The organism is Synechococcus sp. BDU 130192 (genome assembly GCF_963876085.1).
Classification (GTDB): Bacteria; Cyanobacteriota; Cyanobacteriia; order Cyanobacteriales; family MRBY01; genus MRBY01.
Genome location: NZ_CAWNNO010000009.1, coordinates 21,075 through 38,626, shown reverse-complemented (window position 1 = coordinate 38,626; position 17,552 = coordinate 21,075). Strand labels below are relative to the sequence as shown.

At 50.3% G+C, this 17,552-nt stretch carries 17 protein-coding genes and 1 tRNA gene; 9 read left to right on the top strand and 9 right to left on the bottom strand.

Annotated features, from left to right (window positions below; all coding sequences use genetic code 11):
* Positions 1-45: 45 nt before the first annotated feature.
* Positions 46-558 carry an anti-sigma factor family protein gene (locus tag AACT35_RS03610; protein ID WP_099238846.1) on the top strand — a complete coding sequence of 171 codons (513 nt, stop codon included), beginning with the start codon at positions 46-48 and terminating at the stop codon, positions 556-558.
* Positions 559-825: 267 nt separating this feature from the next.
* Positions 826-2,430: an NAD(P)H-quinone oxidoreductase subunit 4 gene (locus AACT35_RS03605; protein WP_012307583.1), complete on the top strand. Its 1,605-nt coding sequence runs from the start codon at positions 826-828 to the stop codon at positions 2,428-2,430.
* Positions 2,431-2,562: 132 nt separating this feature from the next.
* On the opposite strand, the gene AACT35_RS03600 is transcribed toward AACT35_RS03605, so the two are convergent.
* Positions 2,563-3,084 (bottom strand): sterol desaturase family protein, encoded by a 522-nt coding sequence (locus tag AACT35_RS03600; protein WP_099238844.1) that lies wholly within the window; start codon positions 3,082-3,084, stop codon positions 2,563-2,565.
* Positions 3,085-3,262: 178 nt separating this feature from the next.
* Between AACT35_RS03600 and AACT35_RS03595 the strand changes: the two genes are divergently transcribed.
* Positions 3,263-4,600, top strand: a complete 1,338-nt coding sequence (locus AACT35_RS03595) for a lipopolysaccharide biosynthesis protein (protein ID WP_099238860.1) — start codon at positions 3,263-3,265, stop codon at positions 4,598-4,600.
* Here AACT35_RS03595 and AACT35_RS03590 read toward each other — a convergent pair.
* The 4 genes from AACT35_RS03590 to AACT35_RS03575 are packed head-to-tail and all read right to left on the bottom strand — an operon-like array spanning position 4,589 to position 11,740.
* Positions 4,589-5,815, bottom strand: a complete 1,227-nt coding sequence (locus AACT35_RS03590) for a glycosyltransferase (RefSeq protein WP_099238842.1) — start codon at positions 5,813-5,815, stop codon at positions 4,589-4,591. The genes AACT35_RS03595 and AACT35_RS03590 overlap by 12 nt on opposite strands.
* Before the next feature lie 9 nt (positions 5,816-5,824).
* On the bottom strand, positions 5,825-7,603 hold the full coding sequence (locus AACT35_RS03585; RefSeq protein ID WP_099238840.1) for a fatty acyl-AMP ligase: 1,779 nt from the start codon (positions 7,601-7,603) through the stop codon (positions 5,825-5,827).
* A gap of 45 nt (positions 7,604-7,648) precedes the next feature.
* The gene (locus tag AACT35_RS03580) at positions 7,649-8,455 is read right to left on the bottom strand and encodes an SDR family oxidoreductase (RefSeq protein ID WP_099238838.1); all 807 of its coding nucleotides are present in this window, start codon (positions 8,453-8,455) and stop codon (positions 7,649-7,651) included.
* On the bottom strand, positions 8,456-11,740 hold the full coding sequence (locus AACT35_RS03575; RefSeq protein WP_254047989.1) for an aminotransferase class I/II-fold pyridoxal phosphate-dependent enzyme: 3,285 nt from the start codon (positions 11,738-11,740) through the stop codon (positions 8,456-8,458).
* 149 nt (positions 11,741-11,889) lie between these two features.
* Here AACT35_RS03575 and AACT35_RS03570 point away from each other — a divergent pair, with 149 nt between their 5' ends.
* A complete protein-coding gene (locus tag AACT35_RS03570; protein WP_256376219.1) occupies positions 11,890-12,018 on the top strand; it encodes a hypothetical protein in 129 nt (42 codons plus the stop codon).
* A 109-nt stretch (positions 12,019-12,127) separates the two neighbouring features.
* Here the strand turns inward: AACT35_RS03570 and AACT35_RS03565 are convergent.
* Positions 12,128-12,201, bottom strand: a tRNA-Val gene (locus tag AACT35_RS03565).
* Positions 12,202-12,345: 144 nt separating this feature from the next.
* Here AACT35_RS03565 and AACT35_RS03560 point away from each other — a divergent pair.
* From AACT35_RS03560 to AACT35_RS03550, 3 genes are all read left to right on the top strand, one after another.
* Complete coding sequence (locus AACT35_RS03560; RefSeq protein ID WP_012307590.1) at positions 12,346-12,849, top strand: hypothetical protein; 504 nt, start codon at positions 12,346-12,348, stop codon at positions 12,847-12,849.
* 43 nt (positions 12,850-12,892) lie between these two features.
* Positions 12,893-13,327, top strand: a complete 435-nt coding sequence (locus AACT35_RS03555; protein WP_012307591.1) for an MAPEG family protein — start codon at positions 12,893-12,895, stop codon at positions 13,325-13,327.
* Between the two features lie 84 nt (positions 13,328-13,411).
* Positions 13,412-13,903 (top strand): YajQ family cyclic di-GMP-binding protein, encoded by a 492-nt coding sequence (locus AACT35_RS03550; protein WP_099238834.1) that lies wholly within the window; start codon positions 13,412-13,414, stop codon positions 13,901-13,903.
* On the opposite strand, the gene menA is transcribed toward AACT35_RS03550, so the two are convergent.
* Together menA and hisB are read right to left on the bottom strand one after the other, a co-directional pair.
* Positions 13,900-14,850, bottom strand: coding sequence for a 2-carboxy-1,4-naphthoquinone phytyltransferase (menA, locus tag AACT35_RS03545; RefSeq protein WP_099238832.1), 951 nt, complete (start codon positions 14,848-14,850; stop codon positions 13,900-13,902). The genes AACT35_RS03550 and menA overlap by 4 nt on opposite strands.
* A gap of 139 nt (positions 14,851-14,989) precedes the next feature.
* Positions 14,990-15,601, bottom strand: a complete 612-nt coding sequence (gene hisB, locus AACT35_RS03540) for an imidazoleglycerol-phosphate dehydratase HisB (RefSeq protein ID WP_030007855.1) — start codon at positions 15,599-15,601, stop codon at positions 14,990-14,992.
* Positions 15,602-15,695: 94 nt separating this feature from the next.
* On the opposite strand from hisB, the gene AACT35_RS03535 reads away from it, so the two are divergent.
* Positions 15,696-16,019, top strand: a complete 324-nt coding sequence (locus AACT35_RS03535) for a phasin family protein (protein WP_012307595.1) — start codon at positions 15,696-15,698, stop codon at positions 16,017-16,019.
* Between the two features lie 60 nt (positions 16,020-16,079).
* A complete protein-coding gene (locus AACT35_RS03530) occupies positions 16,080-16,604 on the top strand; it encodes an FKBP-type peptidyl-prolyl cis-trans isomerase (protein WP_065716749.1) in 525 nt (174 codons plus the stop codon).
* 95 nt (positions 16,605-16,699) lie between these two features.
* Here AACT35_RS03530 and AACT35_RS03525 read toward each other — a convergent pair whose 3' ends face one another.
* On the bottom strand, positions 16,700-17,542 hold the full coding sequence (locus AACT35_RS03525) for an acyl-CoA desaturase (protein ID WP_099238830.1): 843 nt from the start codon (positions 17,540-17,542) through the stop codon (positions 16,700-16,702).
* Positions 17,543-17,552: the final 10 nt, after the last annotated feature.

The window sequence follows — 17,552 nt, the reverse complement described above, 5'->3', positions numbered from 1 at the left end:
CAGCGACAAACCGATGGCGATCGCCGAAGAGGGGGTGACCTAGAAATGAAAAAAAACCACACTTCTCACCAACACCACACCGATTCTGAAACTCCTATGGGCCACAATTTTGAGCAGTTCCAGCGCCTGAGCGCCTATTTTGATGGGGAGGCCACCCCAGCAGAACGCAAGGAAATTCAGCACCTCCTGGATACTGACCCCCAGGTCAAACAGCAATATCAACAGCTACGGCAGCTCAAACAAGCGCTACAGTTGCTGCCCATTCCCACCAGCATTTCGGCCCAATATCTCGGTCAACGGGTATTGGCGCGGTTGCGTCGTTCCCAGTTACGCACCCTTTCCCTCTGGGGCAGTGGGGCGATCGCCGCTCTCTTTGTGGCTGGGGTTATGGGTCAGATGCCGCGCCTTAACTTTGATCGCTTTGCTAAAAATGACCCCGATCAGCAACCCACCGCTGCCCTAGTCGAAACCTCTCCCCAGGGAGAAGAAGCCCTTGTGGTCGCTCTAAATCGCCCGGTTTTACAAATTCCTAAACTGGCCACCACAGAGTCGCCCTAATGTTTCGGTTGATGTTAAGTTTTGCCCACATCGTCCATGGTGAGCTGTCTCGCCGTGGATTTTTGTTTGGGGGGAATTTCGATGTAAAAAAAGCATTATTTTTTTTCTTTTTTCCATCACAAAACCAGGATTCTGTCTTCTGATAGACAGACAACCCAAAAAATAAACATGACCATAAAAAGTTTTTACTTTAACCCCTTGGCAGGTTGTAACAAAAATTCATATAATCGGAGGCGAACGCAATAATAAGTATTTTTTCCTAGTCCTATGGATAGCTTGCAAATCCCGTGGCTCACTACGGCGATCGCCTTTCCGCTTTTGGCCGCCCTTGTCATTCCCCTCATCCCCGACAAAGAAGGTAAAACCATCCGCTGGTATACCCTAGGCGTTGCCCTCACCGATTTTGCCCTTTTAGTCACTGCTTTTTGGCAAAACTACGATCTCGGTCGCACAGAATTTCAACTCACTGAAAATTTTGCATGGATTCCCCAATTGGGGTTGAACTGGTCCCTAGGCGTTGACGGTTTGTCAATGCCTTTAATTATTTTGGCGACCCTGATCACCACCTTGGCGACCCTCGCGGCCTGGAACGTCACCAAGAAACCGAAACTCTTTGCGGGCCTCATCCTCGTGATGCTGAGTGCGCAAATCGGTGTTTTTGCCGTCCAGGATTTGCTGCTGTTCTTTATTATGTGGGAATTAGAGCTAGTTCCTGTGTATCTCCTCATTTCCATTTGGGGCGGAAAAAAACGCCTCTATGCGGCCACTAAGTTTATTCTCTACACAGCCCTGGGTTCTGTTTTCATCCTTGCGTCTACCTTAGCCCTTGCTTTCTATGGCGGTGACGTGACCTTTGATATGCAAGCCCTGGGATTAAAGGATTATCCGCTGGCGTTAGAATTACTGGCCTATGCTGGATTTCTCATTGGCTTTGGCGTTAAATTGCCTATCTTCCCGCTCCACACTTGGCTACCGGATGCCCATAGTGAAGCGTCTGCGCCGGTCTCCATGATCCTTGCTGGTGTGCTCTTAAAAATGGGTGGCTATGGTTTGATTCGGTTAAACATGGAAATGTTGCCGGATGCCCATATTCGTTTTGCTCCCCTGCTGATTGTTCTGGGGATTGTCAACATTGTCTATGGGGCGCTGACCGCCTTTGGACAGACCAACTTAAAGCGACGTTTGGCTTCGTCTTCTATCTCCCACATGGGTTTTGTCCTCGTTGGGATTGCTTCATTCACCGATTTGGGAATGAATGGTGCCGTGTTACAGATGTTGTCCCATGGTTTCATTGCGGCGGCCCTGTTCTTCCTGTCTGGGGTCACCTATGAACGCACCCATACTTTGATGATGGACGAAATGAGCGGTATTGCGCGGTTGATGCCCAAAACCTTTGCGATGTTTACGGCGGCGGCGATGGCGTCTTTGGCACTGCCAGGGATGAGTGGTTTCGTCAGTGAACTGACCGTCTTCCTCGGTTTAAGCAATAGTGATGCCTATAGCTATGGCTTTAAGGCGATCGCCATTTTCTTAACGGCGGTTGGGGTGATTTTAACGCCCATTTACTTGCTTTCAATGCTGCGGGAAGTATTCTACGGCAAAGGCTCCCAGGCTCCACTCAGCCTTGCGGCTGGGGAAGATGCCAAACCGCGGGAAATCTTTGTGGCAGTTTGTTTGCTGGCCCCGATTATTGCCATTGGCCTTTATCCAAAACTGGCAACGACTACCTATGATCTCAAAACCGTTGAGGTCGCCTCGAAGGTACGGGCCGCTTTACCGTTGTATGCAGAGCAACTTCCCCAAAATGGCGATCGCCAAGCGCAAATGGGTTTAAGCTCGCAAATGCCGGCCCTGATTGCCCCTCGTTTTTAGCAATCATTGGATGCTTTCCATTGATAAGCTCCTTGGGTTAGCACCATAAATTTAGGAAAATAATCTGAAATGGATGGGCTCTAAGTAGCCCATTTTTTTGTCCGAATAAATGCTGCTCAGACTACATATTCTCTAGAGCCATTTAATCTGCCAGAGTTTCTGGTCTGCCGTGCGCTGTTCCTTTTCTGTGAGCCAAGCGGGCATCGGACGATAGGTGCCAAAAAGCCGATCCCACCAATCAACCCCGATCCCAAAATTATGGTGCCACTGATTGTATTTATGGTGAACGTAATGGACGGGCATTGGTAGCCAAAAACATTTAATCGGGTTGTCATGTTGCAATTGGTGGGCGAAGGCAGCAAAGGCCGCGTAGAAAAAACAGCCCAGAAACCAACTGATTCCTAGGGTCAGAGAATGGAGAAAAAAAGGCAACATCACAACATTAATCCCGAAAACATAGTTGCGAAACTCCCAAAGAAAACCCTGACCAGTACCACCAACATGATGTTGGGCATGGCCTTGGCCCAGTTTAGGAAAAGTTCGCTTCAGGGGATGCTTGGGGGAAGCATGGAAAATTCGGTGAATCCAATATTCCAGAAAACTACCGAAGATAAAGGCCAGGCTGAAGATGAGTAAAGGCAACAAAATTTCCATAGGTCACACTTGCAGTTCACGCAAAACTTCAATAGAGTAAACAGGCTATGTTGGCTACAACCCTTGCGGTTCGCCATGATTGGGCCAGGGAACATTTGTGAACTTTTGTATTATAGTTGTCCCGGCAAACCTTTGGGTCTCAACAGTGAAGGCCGTAATTTTTTTTCGTCACGAATCAATGGCTAAATTTTTTTGGGCAGACCGCATTCTCCGCAAAATCTTAAAAAATTTCAGTTGGTTGCTCTGTGGCCAAATCCTGACGGCGATCATCAACTTCTGTTATCTCAGTCTCACGGCCCATGCCCTTGGGGTTGAGACTTTTGGGAGGTTAATTTTACTCCGGGCCTACATTGAGCTTTTGATTGGCTTGACGACTTTTCAGTCATGGCAAGCGTTAATTCGTTATGGCGCTGATTATGTAAAGAACAAGGATTCTAAGGGTTTATGCGAGTTATTTAAATTAACCACTGGCCTGGATCTTCTGGGTTCTTTGGGGGGGTATCTAGTTGCTGTTGCGGCGGCGCCGTGGGTCGGGCCAATCGTGGGATGGGAGCCGCAGACGATTCATGCTGTGCAGCAGGCCAGTATTTTGATGCTTTGTACCCTTGGCTCAACCCCTATTGGTTTACTGCGACTCGATGATCGCTTTGATCTACTTGCGGCCCAACAATTGGTGCCACCGCTTACGCGTCTTGTGGGCACTCTCATTGTCCTCTGGCTCGATGCTCCTTTGATGGGCTATCTTCTGGCTTGGTTGTGTGGGGAGGCACTTAATGGTCTTTCGCTGTTGGCTTTGGGTTTGTGGCAAGCGCATAGAAAACAAATTTTGCGTCGTTGGGATTGGTCTTTGCCGGATTTTTTGTTTGGCGATCGCCGTGTTCTAAAATTTTGCTTTGTTTCTAATCTGAATTCTTCTTTACCGCTGGCGATCACCCTGAGTCCGTTGATTGTCGGCGCGGTGGCAACCCCCAGTGCTGTAGCCTTATTTCGGGCTGGCTACGAATTTTCGACGCCGTTCCGAGAGCTCGCTTTAATTTTTACTCAGTCGGTTTACCCGGAATTGGCCCATTTGAGTGCCCAAGGACGCTGGCGCAAATTTCAAAAGCTGCTGTGGAAACTAGGGCGGGTGCTCCAGGGGATTGGTTTTATTTTGCTGATTGCCATTCTGTTGGGGGGTAAAGGGTTACTCTACTACGCGATGGGAGAAGAGTTTACGGCGGCCTATGGCACCTTAGTTTTGCTGATTATCGGCGGTATTTTGATGATGGGAAATTACTTGCTTGAACCAGCCCTGTTTGCGATGGAAATGCCCCATATCTCACTGCGAAATAATGCCACCGCCATTCTTCTTTTCTATCTGCCGTTACTGGTGGTTTTGGCTTACTATTACGGAGCTTTGGGGGCGGGGATGGCGACTCTCATTGCCAATGGTGTTGGGTTTTCACTGAATTTATTCTGTACGTGGCGGGAAGTGCAACGACGTTCGACACCAACGCCGGAATATTTAACCCGTTGATCGGATTTGGGTTTCTAAATAACGAACCCATTGTTCACTAGGATCAAGTTGCACCTCTCGATTTTGGTTTTGCTTTTGGATATTGTTTTGCAGCCGTTGGCGATCGCCTTTAGAGTCGATCAACTGAGCTAGCTGCTGAATAAAATCTTCTCCGTCTTCAGGTTGAAACAAACAACCATTGACCCCTGGTTCAATCAGATTCCGCGCCCAGTCACAGTCCGGGGCTAAAACGGGCGTCCCCACATAGAGGGATTCTTGCACTGTCCGGCCAAAGGTTTCTTTAAGGGAAGCAGTCACATGAAGATCCACATTCGCTAAGAGGGCTGGCACCTGCTCGTGGGGCACCTCCCCCAGGATCGCCGTCGGTAAGCTTTGGGCAAATTCACTATTGGCGATCGCCTCTGCCAATTCTCCCCGGCCTGCTACTAGCAGCGTAAAGTTTTCAGTAATGTTTGCTCGACCAAGTTCTGGTAAATGCTTCAGAATAAAAGCCCAATTTTTATCGGGAGACAGTCGCCCCAAAAAAAGAATTTTGACCTGCTGATCTAGGTCTGGTAAGCCATAATGCTGCTGAAAAAAATTAGTCTGTTTTAGGGCTTGGGGATTCGCAATTTTCGGCGGGCCAATCACGGGCATATAAACCACATTTTCTAGTTGCCATTGCTTTAGGCGCTGTTCAATAAAATGACTGCCCACCAGGGTGACAGAACATTTGCCATAGAGCCGACGGGTTAGGGCTAAAGCGGCCCATTTCGCTGGCCCAATTAACCAAGCCGGGGCATAGTCCTGGAGATAATCGACAAAATTCGTCCGGTAACAGCCGATATAGGGAATATTTCGCGCTTGGGCATAATCCAACCCCGGTAAGGCGAAAAGCGTCGTCCAAAGCCGTTCTGGTTCTTCGACTTGAATCAAATCTGGCTGGAATTGTGCTAATTCTGTTTCGATGCGCCTTAAACTACTCCGCTTGGGATTGCGTTCCTGGGGAATCCCCAACCAGGCCACACTGGGCAATGGCACAATTGCGATATTTGCAAACAAATCGCCCACATAATCAGCCCAACGGGGATAAATAGCGGCGACTTCCTGGTAACTGGAAACAAAACAGAGCACCTGATGTCCCTGGGCAGATAGGAATTTTAAACGTTCAAATAGCGTGATGCTCACCCCATCGTGGGAAGGCAAAAAGGTACTCGAAATAATCGCAATTTTCATCGCCACCCTTTAGAGGCTATTGGCCAGGGCCGTGACATCACTATCGGCGATCGCCAACTGCCATTCCCCCAAACCGTTGAGGGTACCTGCCAGATACTGCTGACGACAGGCTTGCCGCTGAATTTTACCGCTAGAAGTTTTGGGGATACTGCCCGTTCGCAAGAGGACAATACCGTAAACTTCCACTGTGTGTTCCTCGTAAACAGCCTGGCGAACTGCCCCAACAATTTCCTCTAGATCAAAGTTACGGACATAGCTCCGTTCCAATTCTTGAACCACCACCAGTCGTTCTTCATCGGCGGCCTCCACGGAAAAAGCCGCACCCGCACAGGGACGCAGAGCTGGGTGACATTGCTCCACAGTCAGCTCAATATCCTGGGGATAACGGTAACGGCCCCAAAGAATCATTACGTCCTTCGTACGTCCGGTAATAAAGAGTTCGCCATCTTTTAAAAAGCCGAGATCCCCCGTACGGAGATAGGGGCCTTGGTTATCCACATAGGCTTGGAAGGTTTCTTTTGTGATTTCTGGCCGTTCCCAGTAGCCTTTACCAATCCCTTTACCTGCGGCCCAAATTTCGCCCACTTGGCCTTCGGGAAGTTTGGTTTTGGTTTCCGGGTCAACGATAATCACCTCGTCGTCAAGCCATGTCCAGCCACAACTGACAATGCCCCGACTGCCATCGGTACTGATGATCGCTTGGTTTTGTTCGAGGGCTTCGGGGGCCATATATTGCACCACTGGCGCTTTTTCCTTGGAGCCGCCACTGATGAACAGAGTCGCTTCGGCCATGCCATAGCAAGGATAAAAGGCTTCGCGACGAAACCCGCAAGGGGCGAAGGTCTGGGCAAACTTTTCGAGGGTACTGGCCCGGACAGTTTCAGCGCCACTATAGGCCACATCCCAAGAGTTGAGATCGAGGGTTTTGAGTTGTTCTGGGGTGACTTGGCGAGCAACCAAATCATAGGCAAAGTTCGGGCCACCACTGGTGGTGATGCGGTGCTGGGAGATGATCTCTAGCCACCGGACAGGCTTTTGTACTAGCTCGATGGGAGACATCAGAAAGGCCTCAAAGTTGCCGTAGAAGGGCTGGAGAACACCGCCGATCAAGCCCATATCGTGAAACATGGGGAGCCAACTGGCCATCCGGGTTTCGGGACTGTGGCTAAAGGATTTGTAGATCACGGCGGAGTTATGGAGCACATTACCATGGGTGACCATCACGCCTTTGGGTTTCCCTGTGGAGCCGGAGGTGTATTGCAAAAAGGCGAGGGTGTCGTCGGTAATGTTGGGGGCTTGCCAGTCTGCTGCGAGATCTGCGGGAATTTCATCCATCGCAATTACTTTGACTTGGCTAAATTTGCGCACAAGACCAGCGGCCTGGCGGGGGGCTTTAGTGAGTTTCTTTTGGAAATAGTCAATGAGGGCGCGGGTTGTGAGGATTCCCTTGGCCTGACAATCTTCTACCCGTTCCATGAGCTTTTCGAGGGCATCATCACTGCGACTGGGGTTAATGGTGACGGCGATCGCCCCGGCGTAGAGACAAGCGTAAAAACTAGCAACAAATTCGAGGCCCGCCGAGTAGGGGAACACTAACAAAAGGCGATTGCCCGGTTCGATAAAGTTTTGCAAATGGGCGGCGATCGCCTTTACCTGGTGCTCTAGTTGGGCATAGGTCAGGGTTGTGAGGTTATCTTCGCCTGAAATAAAGTGATAGGCGGTGCGGTCGGGGGTGCTGTCAACGCGGTGACGAAGCAGATCAACAATGGTTTTCGCAGAATGGGTCATGGTGGGCGATCCCATGGGGTCAGGGTAAAGGAAAGGGATAAAGATTTAGTGTTGGCGGGCGCGGGCCACCAGTCGATCAAAATACCATTGCAGGACGGGGGCCAGCAGGCTATGGAGGCGATAAAGTAGTTGCATTTCCAAGCCAGGGGTAATAACGAATTGTTGTCGCTGGATACCCCGGAGAATGGTGGCGGCAACCCGTTCTGCTGTCCACATTTGGGCGGTCTCTGTAATTAACTTGGTTTCCGGCGGTTTTGTCAAATTTTCGGCGGCCAGTTGGGGGGTATCGGTATCGGGCGGATAGGCGATCGCCACCTGAATCCCCTGGGACTTTAATTCTCCCCGGAGAGATTCCGCCAGACCCCGCAGGGCAAATTTACTCGGACTGTAGGGGGTATAGCCAAACAAACCCACTAGACCCGCTCCAGAAGAAATCATCACAATTTGGCCCCGTTTTTGGGCACTCATTGCTGGGAGAGCAGCGCGAATCGCATACAACGTGCCGAAATAATTTACCGCCATGGTTTGTTCAAAAATCTCCAGGGGCAGTTCCTGAAAATAACCGGGGTGAGCCATTCCCGCTGAGGTGATTAATAAATCCGGCGCTCCAAATTTTTCTATGGCTGTGGCGATCGCCTGTTCAATATTGCTACGTTGGGCCACATCTGCCTTGAGGGTTAAACATTGCTGCTGGACATCGGTAGAAGCTTCTTGAATCCGAGTTTGCGCTACCTGGAGCTTAGTGGGACTGCGGGCAATGATTGAAAGATTGACATTCCCCTGTTGAGCTAACTGACAGGCGATCGCCAAACCAATCCCACTCGATCCCCCCGTAATAATTGCGTGTCGCATCTATTCAGCCTCGATTTCAGCCAGAAATTGCTGACCGACTTCCGCAAAAATTGCGAGGGCTTTGTCTAAATGTTCCTGGGTGTGGGTCGCCATCACACTGGTGCGGAGGGCGGCTTTATTACGAGGCACCGCCGGATATACCGCCGCATTCACATAAACTCCCGCCTCTAGTAGCGCCTTACAGAACTGCATACATTTAAAATCATCGCCAATGTGTACCGTAATAATCGGCGTTTGCGCAGTGCCAACGGTAAACCCAAGGGACTGTAACCCCCGTTGCCAATATTGGGCATTTTCATGGAGCTTTTGCACCCGCCAGGGTTCGGCGATCAAAATATCCAAGGCCGTGGCAGCCGCAGCCAAGGAGGTGGGGGGTATAGAAGCCGAAAATAACATTGACCGCCCGTTAAAACGAATCCAATCAATCACCTTTGCTTCGGCGGCGACCCAACCGCCAATGGAAGCCAAACTCTTGGAAAAAGTGCCGCAAAGAATATCACTGCTGCCGATCATCCCGAAATGCTCCTCCGTTCCCCGGCCCGTTTTTCCCAAAACACCCAGAGCATGGGCATCATCTACTGCGAGGGTAGCCCCATGGCGATCGCATAATTGCCGAATTTCTGGTAGGGGAGCAATATCCCCCGTCATTGAATACAGACCATCAATCGTGACCATTGTTGCGGACTCTGGCGTCACCTGGATCAATTTTTGTTCTAAATCTTGCAGGTCATTGTGCTGGTATTGAACTACCCGGCAGCGACTCATAAACGCCCCATCGTAAATGCAAGCATGGGCCTCACTGTCGAGGATCATCGTTGTATTTTCGTTCATCAAGGCGGAAATAAAGCCTAAATTCGCCTGATATCCCGTGGTAAAGACTAAAGCATCCTCATGACCGACGAAGGCGGCAAGTTTTCGCTCAAATTCTCGGTGTTGGCGGGTCGAACCATTGAGTAGTCGTGATCCCGTTAAACTCGGCCCTTCTTCTAGAGCGGCCTTGGCAGTGGCTTCTCGTACTCGGACATCGGCAGTCAGCCCCAGATAATTATTGGAGCCCAACATAATTAGTTGTCGCCCTTCAAAAATACAGGTGGCCCCTTCATTGCGTTCAAGGGCTCGGAAATAGGGCAGTAGATCATTGGCTCGCAATTGATCCGGCAGGTTAAACTCCCTGGCTTTATCGAGGACATTGCGGCTTGGTTTATAAGCGAGGCGCAACCGTTGGTCGAGATCGATGCCCTCTGCTTCTAGCTGAGTCGCTTGGGGGAAATGTCCGTTTTGGTGATGTTGGGATTCTTGGGGGAGATTAGCTAGAGTCAGGATATCTTGGGCGAGTTGGGCAACGGTAAGATCCTCAAAAAATTTTTCAAGGGGCACTGTTAAGTCGAATTTTTGCTCGATGTAATGCTTGATTTCAACAACTTGCACGGAATCTAGGCCCAAAGCGGCGATGGGCTGATCGTCTTGGATAGTATCAAGGGGCAACGAGAGGGCTTGGGCCAATTGTTCGCGGAGGGGCTTAATTAAGTCAGTGGTCGACTGGGAGGGTTGTTGTTTCTGGGGAGGATTAAAACTTTGGGCGGAAACATGATCTACTTCACCCAGGACGCTGCGGCCCACAACCATCAACTCATCGGCCAGAAACGCCTGACGGCAACGGTGTCGTTGGATTTTACCGCTGGACGTTTTTGGGATGCTACCGGTTTTAATCAGGATGATGCCATAGGTTTGTAGTTCGTGGTTTGCGGCGATCGCCTGACGGATTTTTTGGGCGATCGCCTCGACATCCAGATTTCGGAGAAAGGTTCGTTTTACCTCTTGCACCAGCATTAGGCGTTCTGTACCGTCAATTTCTACCGTGAAGGCCGCCCCGCAATTTTCCCGGAGAGCTGGGTGGGATTGTTGGGCCGTGAGCTCGATGTCGTGGGGATAGTGATTTTTTCCCCGGACGATAATTAAATCCTTGAGGCGACCGGTAATGAACAGTTCTCCTGCGGCGATAAAACCGAGATCACCAGTGCGCAGGAAAGATTTTTGATGGTGATTGAGAGTTGCCGTAAAGGTTTCTTGGGTGGCAATGGGGGCATTCCAATAACCCTGGGCGACACTGTCCCCCCGCACCCACACTTCCCCAGTCGTCCCTTCAGGACAAGGGGCAAAAGATTCCGGATCAACGATCGCCACCTGGGTGTCATGGTAGGGTTGGCCACAACTAACAAATAAATTGTCTGACTCTTCGGACGAACTGGTGGTGATCGGGGCTTGCTGCTTATCACCCCCCGTAATGAATAGGGTCGCCTCCGCCATGCCATAGCAGGGATAAAAGGCCTCTGGCCGGAAACCACAGGGGGCAAATTTTTGATTGAATTTTTCGAGGGTCGCCGCCCGCACTGGTTCTGCACCGCTGTAAGCAAGATTCCAACTGCTTAAATCTAGATCGGCTAGATCACTGTCCGTTAGGCGATCAACACATAGATCATAGGCAAAATTTGGCCCACCGCTGGTCGTAGCCCGATACTTGGCGATCGCCTGGAGCCAGCGACGAGGATTAGTTAAAAACGCCACCGGAGGCATCAAAATACTGGGAAAGCCCACGTAAAGCGGCTGGAGTACATGGCCAATGAGACCCATATCATGGAAAAGGGGCAGCCAACCGACCCCGATACTCTTTTCGCTATGGCCAAAGGCGGTTTGAATCAGTCGCTGGTTGTGGAGGATATTCCGGTGGGAAACCATCACGCCCTTGGGTGTCCCTGTGGAGCCAGAAGTGTATTGCAGAAATGCCAGATCATCCCCCTGAATCTCCTGGGGCTTGAAGCCTTGGGGAGCTTGTTTTAAAGTATCCGTCGCCAAAAAGGTTAAATCCTGAAACGGCTCTGCTTGGGCAAATCTTTGTTGAATATCTCCTAACAAGGCCTCGGTGGTTAGGGCAAGTTTGGCCTGGGCATTATCGGCGATCGCCAACAGGCGCGATAACTTTTGGTTGCGCTTCGGCGGATAGACAGGCACCGCAATCACCCCGGCATAAAGACACCCCAAAAATGCTGTGATGAACGCCAATCCAGACGGATACAGTAACAATGCCCGTTCCCCACGCCAGGGGGTCAGATGGGAGGCGATCGCCTTTGCCTGGGTCGCTAATTCTTGGTAAGTGAGGTGACCAGATTCAGTTTCTCCATTTTCTAAAAAAACATAGGCTTGGGCATTGGGTTGGCTGCGTGCCCGCTCATTGAGGATATCGAGCAACGATGCTTGTGCCTGGATAGAATGCTGGAGAAACGTCATAAAGCAGTAAATCAAAAGCTAAGGGGACGCAACAGTTGTGGAGCCTGACCTTAAGGAATAATAAAGGAGTTTTCTAATTTTGTTATGCAGAAATATAGCCTAATGTTGTCAATCCCGGTATTTTTGCCCCAGTATTTAGAGCATTGAGAATGAGAATCACCAGTCCCATTTTCACAACCTCAAGTCAATGGGCACAGCTCCTCTGGTTGAATCAGTATCGGCCAGACAGCGGCTCAATCACTGGAAAAGACCATAGGCGATCGCCGATCGCCCCCTAGGTGCCGTAAAATCATAGCGCTAATGGGCTAGAAAAACGAGACAGGACATTTTCCGACCCGAACTCGCCAGTATCTGGTCGGGAAACGGCTAGGGGTTATTTCTTGTGTATGGACGTAACTGGATTCGAACCAGTGACCCCATCGATGTCAACGATGTACTCTAACCAACTGAGCTATACGTCCGGGTTGCAAACAGTATATAAATGTAGCACTAGCATTTAAGAATATGCAAGCATCTCGGCAAAGAAAAACAGAAGGATTGCTTTATCAGGGATGTTTGATTAAAATGGCATCGATTATTCAGGCTATCGAGTCCCCTTACGATCTTTGAGTCAATCTTTAGATATTCCGACCCTTGACACCCTGGCACAGGAGCTAGCTGCCATTCAACAAACTGGCTCTAAGCGCATTGCTCTTCTCGGTTCTCGGCATGTCCCGATTACCCACCAGCACCTGATCGAAATGATGAGCTATGCCCTAGCCCTAGGGGGAAATCGAATTATCACCTCCGGCGCAACGGGGACAAACTCAGCGGCGATTAAGGGTGTAATGCGGGCTGATTCGAGCCTTTTAACTGTAATTCTGCCCCAGAGCCTCGAAAAGCAACCCCGTGAATCCCGTGTGGAACTCGAAAAGGTCGTGCATCTGGTAGAGCATCCCGAGAATGATGAACTTTCTCTGGGAGAAGCCAGCAGCCTGTGTAATAGTGAAATTATTTCCCGCTGCCAACAGCTTATTTGTTTTGCGTTCCATGACAGTGACACCCTCCTGCAAACCTGCCAAGAAGCAGAAGAACAGCGAAAACTTGTCACCCTCTTCTATTTCGATTAATTTTTTTGTGCTACCCATTTGCCCAGTTGTTTAGGATTAATCCATGAATCTGTCTGTTTCTGCTGTCCTTATCTATTCGTTGATCGGCGCGGTATTTCTGGTTTATCTGCCCTATGGGGTGGTGGGCTATGCGCGGGTTAAACTGGCTGGTCAAATGAGCGATCGCCTGGAGATGTTTCGGCGGCCTAGGGCAACGGTAGATCTATTGCCAGATTATGCGCAGCGGGCCAATTGGGCGCACCAAAATGCTTTTGAAGCGTTGGCGGTTTATGGTGTTGCTTGTTTGTCTGCGTTGGTAACGGGGGTGGATTCTCCCTGGGCAAAAATTGCGGCGATCGCCTTTTTGGTGGCGAGAACCCTCTACCCGTTGTTTTACATCCTCAACATTCCAGTATTGCGTTCGATGATGTTTGCCGTGGGAAATATCGCCAACATTACGCTTTTTGCCTTGAGTGCGATCGCCGTCCAAAGCCTCTAGGAAAATCCCCAGGGCCTCGCACAACGTTTACAGGCCAATGTGAACCTTGAAATTTTCATCTGTTGAATTCAGCTAAGTATCTTTATGGCTTCTACAAATTCCTTTGATGTGGTGAGTGATTTTGATCGTCAGGAAGTGGTCAATACCATTGATCAAGCTCTCCGGGACATCAACACGCGCTATGACCTCAAGGATACCAAGACCACCATTGAGCTGGGAGAAAACACCATCACAATTAATACTGCCAGCGATTTTACCCTCGATGCAGTGCAAACTATCCTGGTCACCAAGGCCATTAAACGGAATCTGTCACCGAAACTTTTTGATTATGGCGAGGCAGAATCCGCCAGTGGTGGCCGTGTGCGCCAAGTGATCACCCTGCGCCAGGGCATTTCTAAGGATGATGCGAAGAAAATCACCAAGATGGTCAAAACAGATTTTAAAAAGGTGCAGGCTTCGATCCAAGGAGATGCTGTCCGCATTTCGAGCAAGTCAAAGGATGACCTCCAGGCAGTAATGCAGGCGGTGCGGGATTTAGATTTCCCGATGCCGATTCAGTTTACGAACTATCGCTAATAACCCAAGCCCGTAACGCTGAGAAATTCGAGGTTGTAATAGGACAAAACATAGGCGATCGCCAACAACAGACCGCTGGCAAAGTGAAACTTGACCGCAAAAAATTTGCAGTTACTAACCTTGTCGGGTTGGTCATGGTTCAAGCGGACATGGTTGATCAGACTCAGGGCAAAGGGGGCACTGGCAAACGTGAGGAGCATCCAGGGCGACCAGGTGCCGACAGCCACTAATAGGCAGGTCAAAACTAAAACGGCTCCCAGGCTGTAGGTCAATACCTGCGCCCCTTGGTAGGTGCCGAGGCGGACAATGGGCGATTTTTTCCCGGCGGCTAGGTCATCTTCGGCCTGGTGAAAATGGGAGCAAAACAAAATAATACTCGTCGTCAAAGCAACCCAAGCCGAGGCCCAGACCGCATTGAGCGTGAGGGTTTGGGCTTGGCTATAAAAGACTCCCAACCCCGTAATCCAATAGGCGAGAAAACAGACAAACTCGCCAATGCCGAGATAACCCAACCGAAACGGTGGCCCCTGGTAGGTATAGGCGATCGCCGTTGCCAGGAGCAACAAATTAAACACCATCCAATCCTGCTGGAGATAGCTGATTAGGGCAATTCCGGTGATTCCCAGACCCAAAAAACCGAGGGCAATGCCAAAAACCAGTTGGCGATCGCCCGTGAGATTGACCACCGAAGTCGCTTTATTGACATCAATGCCCGTGTCCGCGTCGAACACATCATTACTGAGATTCATCCAAGCAATTAAGCAAATTGCCGCCCCCAGGAAAAGCCCAAACCGCACCGGGTCAAACACCCCAAATTCCCCATAGGCCGCTGCCGTTGTCACGATCACAGGGGTCACCGCCACCGTATAAATGGGGGGTTTAATCGCCGCAAGCCAAAGACGACGGGTAGCTTTCGGACTAGAGGTAGGTGGGTTTTCCGTGAGCATTCTTGATTAAATGAGCCAATTCTTCAGAAAAGTGTACCTTAACCTTTCCGCAAGGGGAGAGGAGCGAAGCAATGCCCCAATACACTTTAGCTGTGAAAATTTGCTTGCAAATGTTGGGAATAAAAATTTTAGAAAGAGCCTAAAGAACCCCTTTAGAACTAGGGATCGTTGCCGCTCGACGGGGGTCAATTTCCAGGGCCATGCGCATCGCCCGGGCAAAGGCTTTAAAAGTCGCTTCAATGATGTGGTGGGAATTAATACCGTCTAGTTGGCGCACGTGGATCGTCATTTGGGCATGGTTGACGATCGCCACAAAAAATTCCCGCACCAGTTGGGTATCGTAGGTGCCGACCCGTTCCGTGGGGATTTCTAAACCATAGCTGAGGTGGGGCCGACCAGAAAAATCTAAGGCGATCTGTACTAAGGCCTCATCGAGGGGCGCGACAAAATGACCAAACCGCTGGATCCCTTTGCGCTCACCAATGGCTTTGGCGATCGCCATCCCCAGGGTAATGCCCACATCCTCGTTGGTGTGGTGGTCGTCAATCTCATAGTCCCCTTGGGCCTGGATGTGCAGATCCAATAGACCATGGGAACAAAGCTGATGCAGCATGTGGTCGAGGAAGGGCACTCCAGTATTCACCTCACACTTGCCGGTCCCATCCAGATTTACTGTTACTTTCACATTGGTTTCACCCGTCACCCGGGCAACGGTGGCAATCCGGGGGGACTCAGAAGAAGCAGGCATCATTAGAATATAACTAGGTTCAAATTCGCTAAGCTATTCTAGCTTAAGGTTGAAACCATTTAGGGAAACCCATACTGAAGACGAGACAGACTACACCATGGACAACAACAACTTCCTGCAACAAATGCTGATGATTGGGATTGGGACCACCTCGATCGTCGCCGAAAAAGTCAAAGAAGCCAGTGACCAGTGGGTAAAAGAAGGGACGATCAACCCAGAGCAGGCCAAAACAATGCTCGATGACATGATGAACCAACTCAAACTCGAACAGGGCAATGCAGAGGCTTATTTCGAGCGGCAGGTGCGGAATATTTTGCGGGATCTTGGGGTGCCTCGTCAGTCAGAAATGGATGAACTGCGCGGTCGCATTGATCGTTTAGAGCGGCAGGTGCGCGAACTGGAAAATAAGCAGTGGCGATAGGCCCGGTAAGATAGGAAAGCAATGCACACTGTTTGTAAATCTGGGAGTGAATGAACATCCATGCGAGAAATTTGGCTTAGTTTTGGGGTCATCGTTATCTGTGGGGTTATGTTAATCTTGTCTGCGGTCTTTAATGGGACCAGCCAAACGGCGATCGCCGCTGAACTCGACTCGACCAGTCCAGTGGTACAAATTGCCGCCAATCCCACCGAGGAACTCAAAGATATGGATATTGATTTATCAAAAGCAGTCACAACCGAATCCGGCCTCCAGTACATCGATGAAGTTGTCGGTGAAGGGGCATCCCCCATGGAAGGGGAAATGGTGACGGTTCATTACACTGGCAAACTGACAAACGGCGACGTGTTTGACAGCTCCGTCAAGCGCAATGAACCCTTTTCTTTTGTGATCGGTGTTGGGCAAGTGATTAAAGGTTGGGACGAAGGTGTCATTACCATGAAGCCTGGTGGTAAGCGCACGCTGATTATTCCCGCGGAACTGGGCTATGGTTCCCGTGGTGCTGGTGGTGTGATCCCCCCCAATGCCACTTTGATCTTTGATGTGGAATTGCTTGGGATTCGCTAGGCTAACCACGATTGATATTGCTACAAAAATCCCCCATGCCAAACGGAAAATGGGGGGTTATTTTTTTGAATTGGCGGTAATGATCAAACGCAAATTTATTCTGTGACGACGGCTGGCGGCAAAATGACTTTCGTGGCGAGACCAAGCCGTTGTAGGAGCCAGATGGCCCACCAGGTAACATCGATTTCCCACCAGCGCCAACCGGCTTTCGCCACATTGGGATAGGCATGGTGGTTGTTATGCCAGCCTTCGCCATAGGTGAGAATTGCCGCCCACCAGAGATTGCGGGAATTATCGTCGCTTGCGTGACTGCGGTAGCCCCACACATGGGTGACAGAGTTGATAAACCAGGTGCTATGCCATAGCAACACCGCCCGCACCAGCATCCCATACACGACCCAAGACCAACCGCCGAGGAGATAAAGGGCGATCGCCAAGGGAATTTGTAGCAGTAGGAAATTGCGGTTTAGCCAACGGTAAAAGGGCTGTTTCGCGAGATCCTGGGCATAGCGGCTGTATTGGTCAGCATCAAAAAATTGTTGATCGGGGTAGAAAATCCAGAGCATATGGCTCCACCAAAAACCCCGTTTTGCGGAATAGGGGTCTTTAACTTCATCTTCCGTGTGGGCATGGTGCAGCCGGTGGCCCGCCACCCAAAAAATAGGGCCACCCTGGAGAGCAAGGGCACCGATAAACGCCAGGGTATATTCCAGCCATTGCGGGACTTTGAAACTGCGGTGGCTCAAGAGGCGATGGTAGCCCAAACAAATGCCAATACTGCCAAAGAGCCAGTGGAGAAACAGACAAACGGCGATCGCCGACCAAGAGAAAAAGAAGGGGGCCAAACCAAGGGCCAGGAGATGAACCGCGCCAAAAAAGAACACGGCAACCCAGTCTAGGGTTGGTTTTTGGGGGAGTTGTTGCACAGATTGGGTCATGAATTCTCAA

Coding starts and splice junctions, on each gene's coding strand:
- AACT35_RS03605 (WP_012307583.1), top strand. CDS start 826: ATGGATAGCTTGCAAATCCCGTGGCTCACTACGGCGATCGCCTTTCCG.
- AACT35_RS03585 (WP_099238840.1), bottom strand. CDS start 7,603: ATGACCCATTCTGCGAAAACCATTGTTGATCTGCTTCGTCACCGCGTT.
- AACT35_RS03535 (WP_012307595.1), top strand. CDS start 15,696: ATGGACAACAACAACTTCCTGCAACAAATGCTGATGATTGGGATTGGG.
- AACT35_RS03580 (WP_099238838.1), bottom strand. CDS start 8,455: ATGCGACACGCAATTATTACGGGGGGATCGAGTGGGATTGGTTTGGCG.
- AACT35_RS03570 (WP_256376219.1), top strand. CDS start 11,890: ATGAGAATCACCAGTCCCATTTTCACAACCTCAAGTCAATGGGCACAG.
- AACT35_RS03575 (WP_254047989.1), bottom strand. CDS start 11,740: ATGACGTTTCTCCAGCATTCTATCCAGGCACAAGCATCGTTGCTCGAT.
- menA (WP_099238832.1), bottom strand. CDS start 14,850: ATGCTCACGGAAAACCCACCTACCTCTAGTCCGAAAGCTACCCGTCGT.
- AACT35_RS03555 (WP_012307591.1), top strand. CDS start 12,893: ATGAATCTGTCTGTTTCTGCTGTCCTTATCTATTCGTTGATCGGCGCG.
- AACT35_RS03595 (WP_099238860.1), top strand. CDS start 3,263: ATGGCTAAATTTTTTTGGGCAGACCGCATTCTCCGCAAAATCTTAAAA.
- hisB (WP_030007855.1), bottom strand. CDS start 15,601: ATGATGCCTGCTTCTTCTGAGTCCCCCCGGATTGCCACCGTTGCCCGG.
- AACT35_RS03530 (WP_065716749.1), top strand. CDS start 16,080: ATGCGAGAAATTTGGCTTAGTTTTGGGGTCATCGTTATCTGTGGGGTT.
- AACT35_RS03525 (WP_099238830.1), bottom strand. CDS start 17,542: ATGACCCAATCTGTGCAACAACTCCCCCAAAAACCAACCCTAGACTGG.
- AACT35_RS03610 (WP_099238846.1), top strand. CDS start 46: ATGAAAAAAAACCACACTTCTCACCAACACCACACCGATTCTGAAACT.
- AACT35_RS03590 (WP_099238842.1), bottom strand. CDS start 5,815: ATGAAAATTGCGATTATTTCGAGTACCTTTTTGCCTTCCCACGATGGG.
- AACT35_RS03600 (WP_099238844.1), bottom strand. CDS start 3,084: ATGGAAATTTTGTTGCCTTTACTCATCTTCAGCCTGGCCTTTATCTTC.
- AACT35_RS03550 (WP_099238834.1), top strand. CDS start 13,412: ATGGCTTCTACAAATTCCTTTGATGTGGTGAGTGATTTTGATCGTCAG.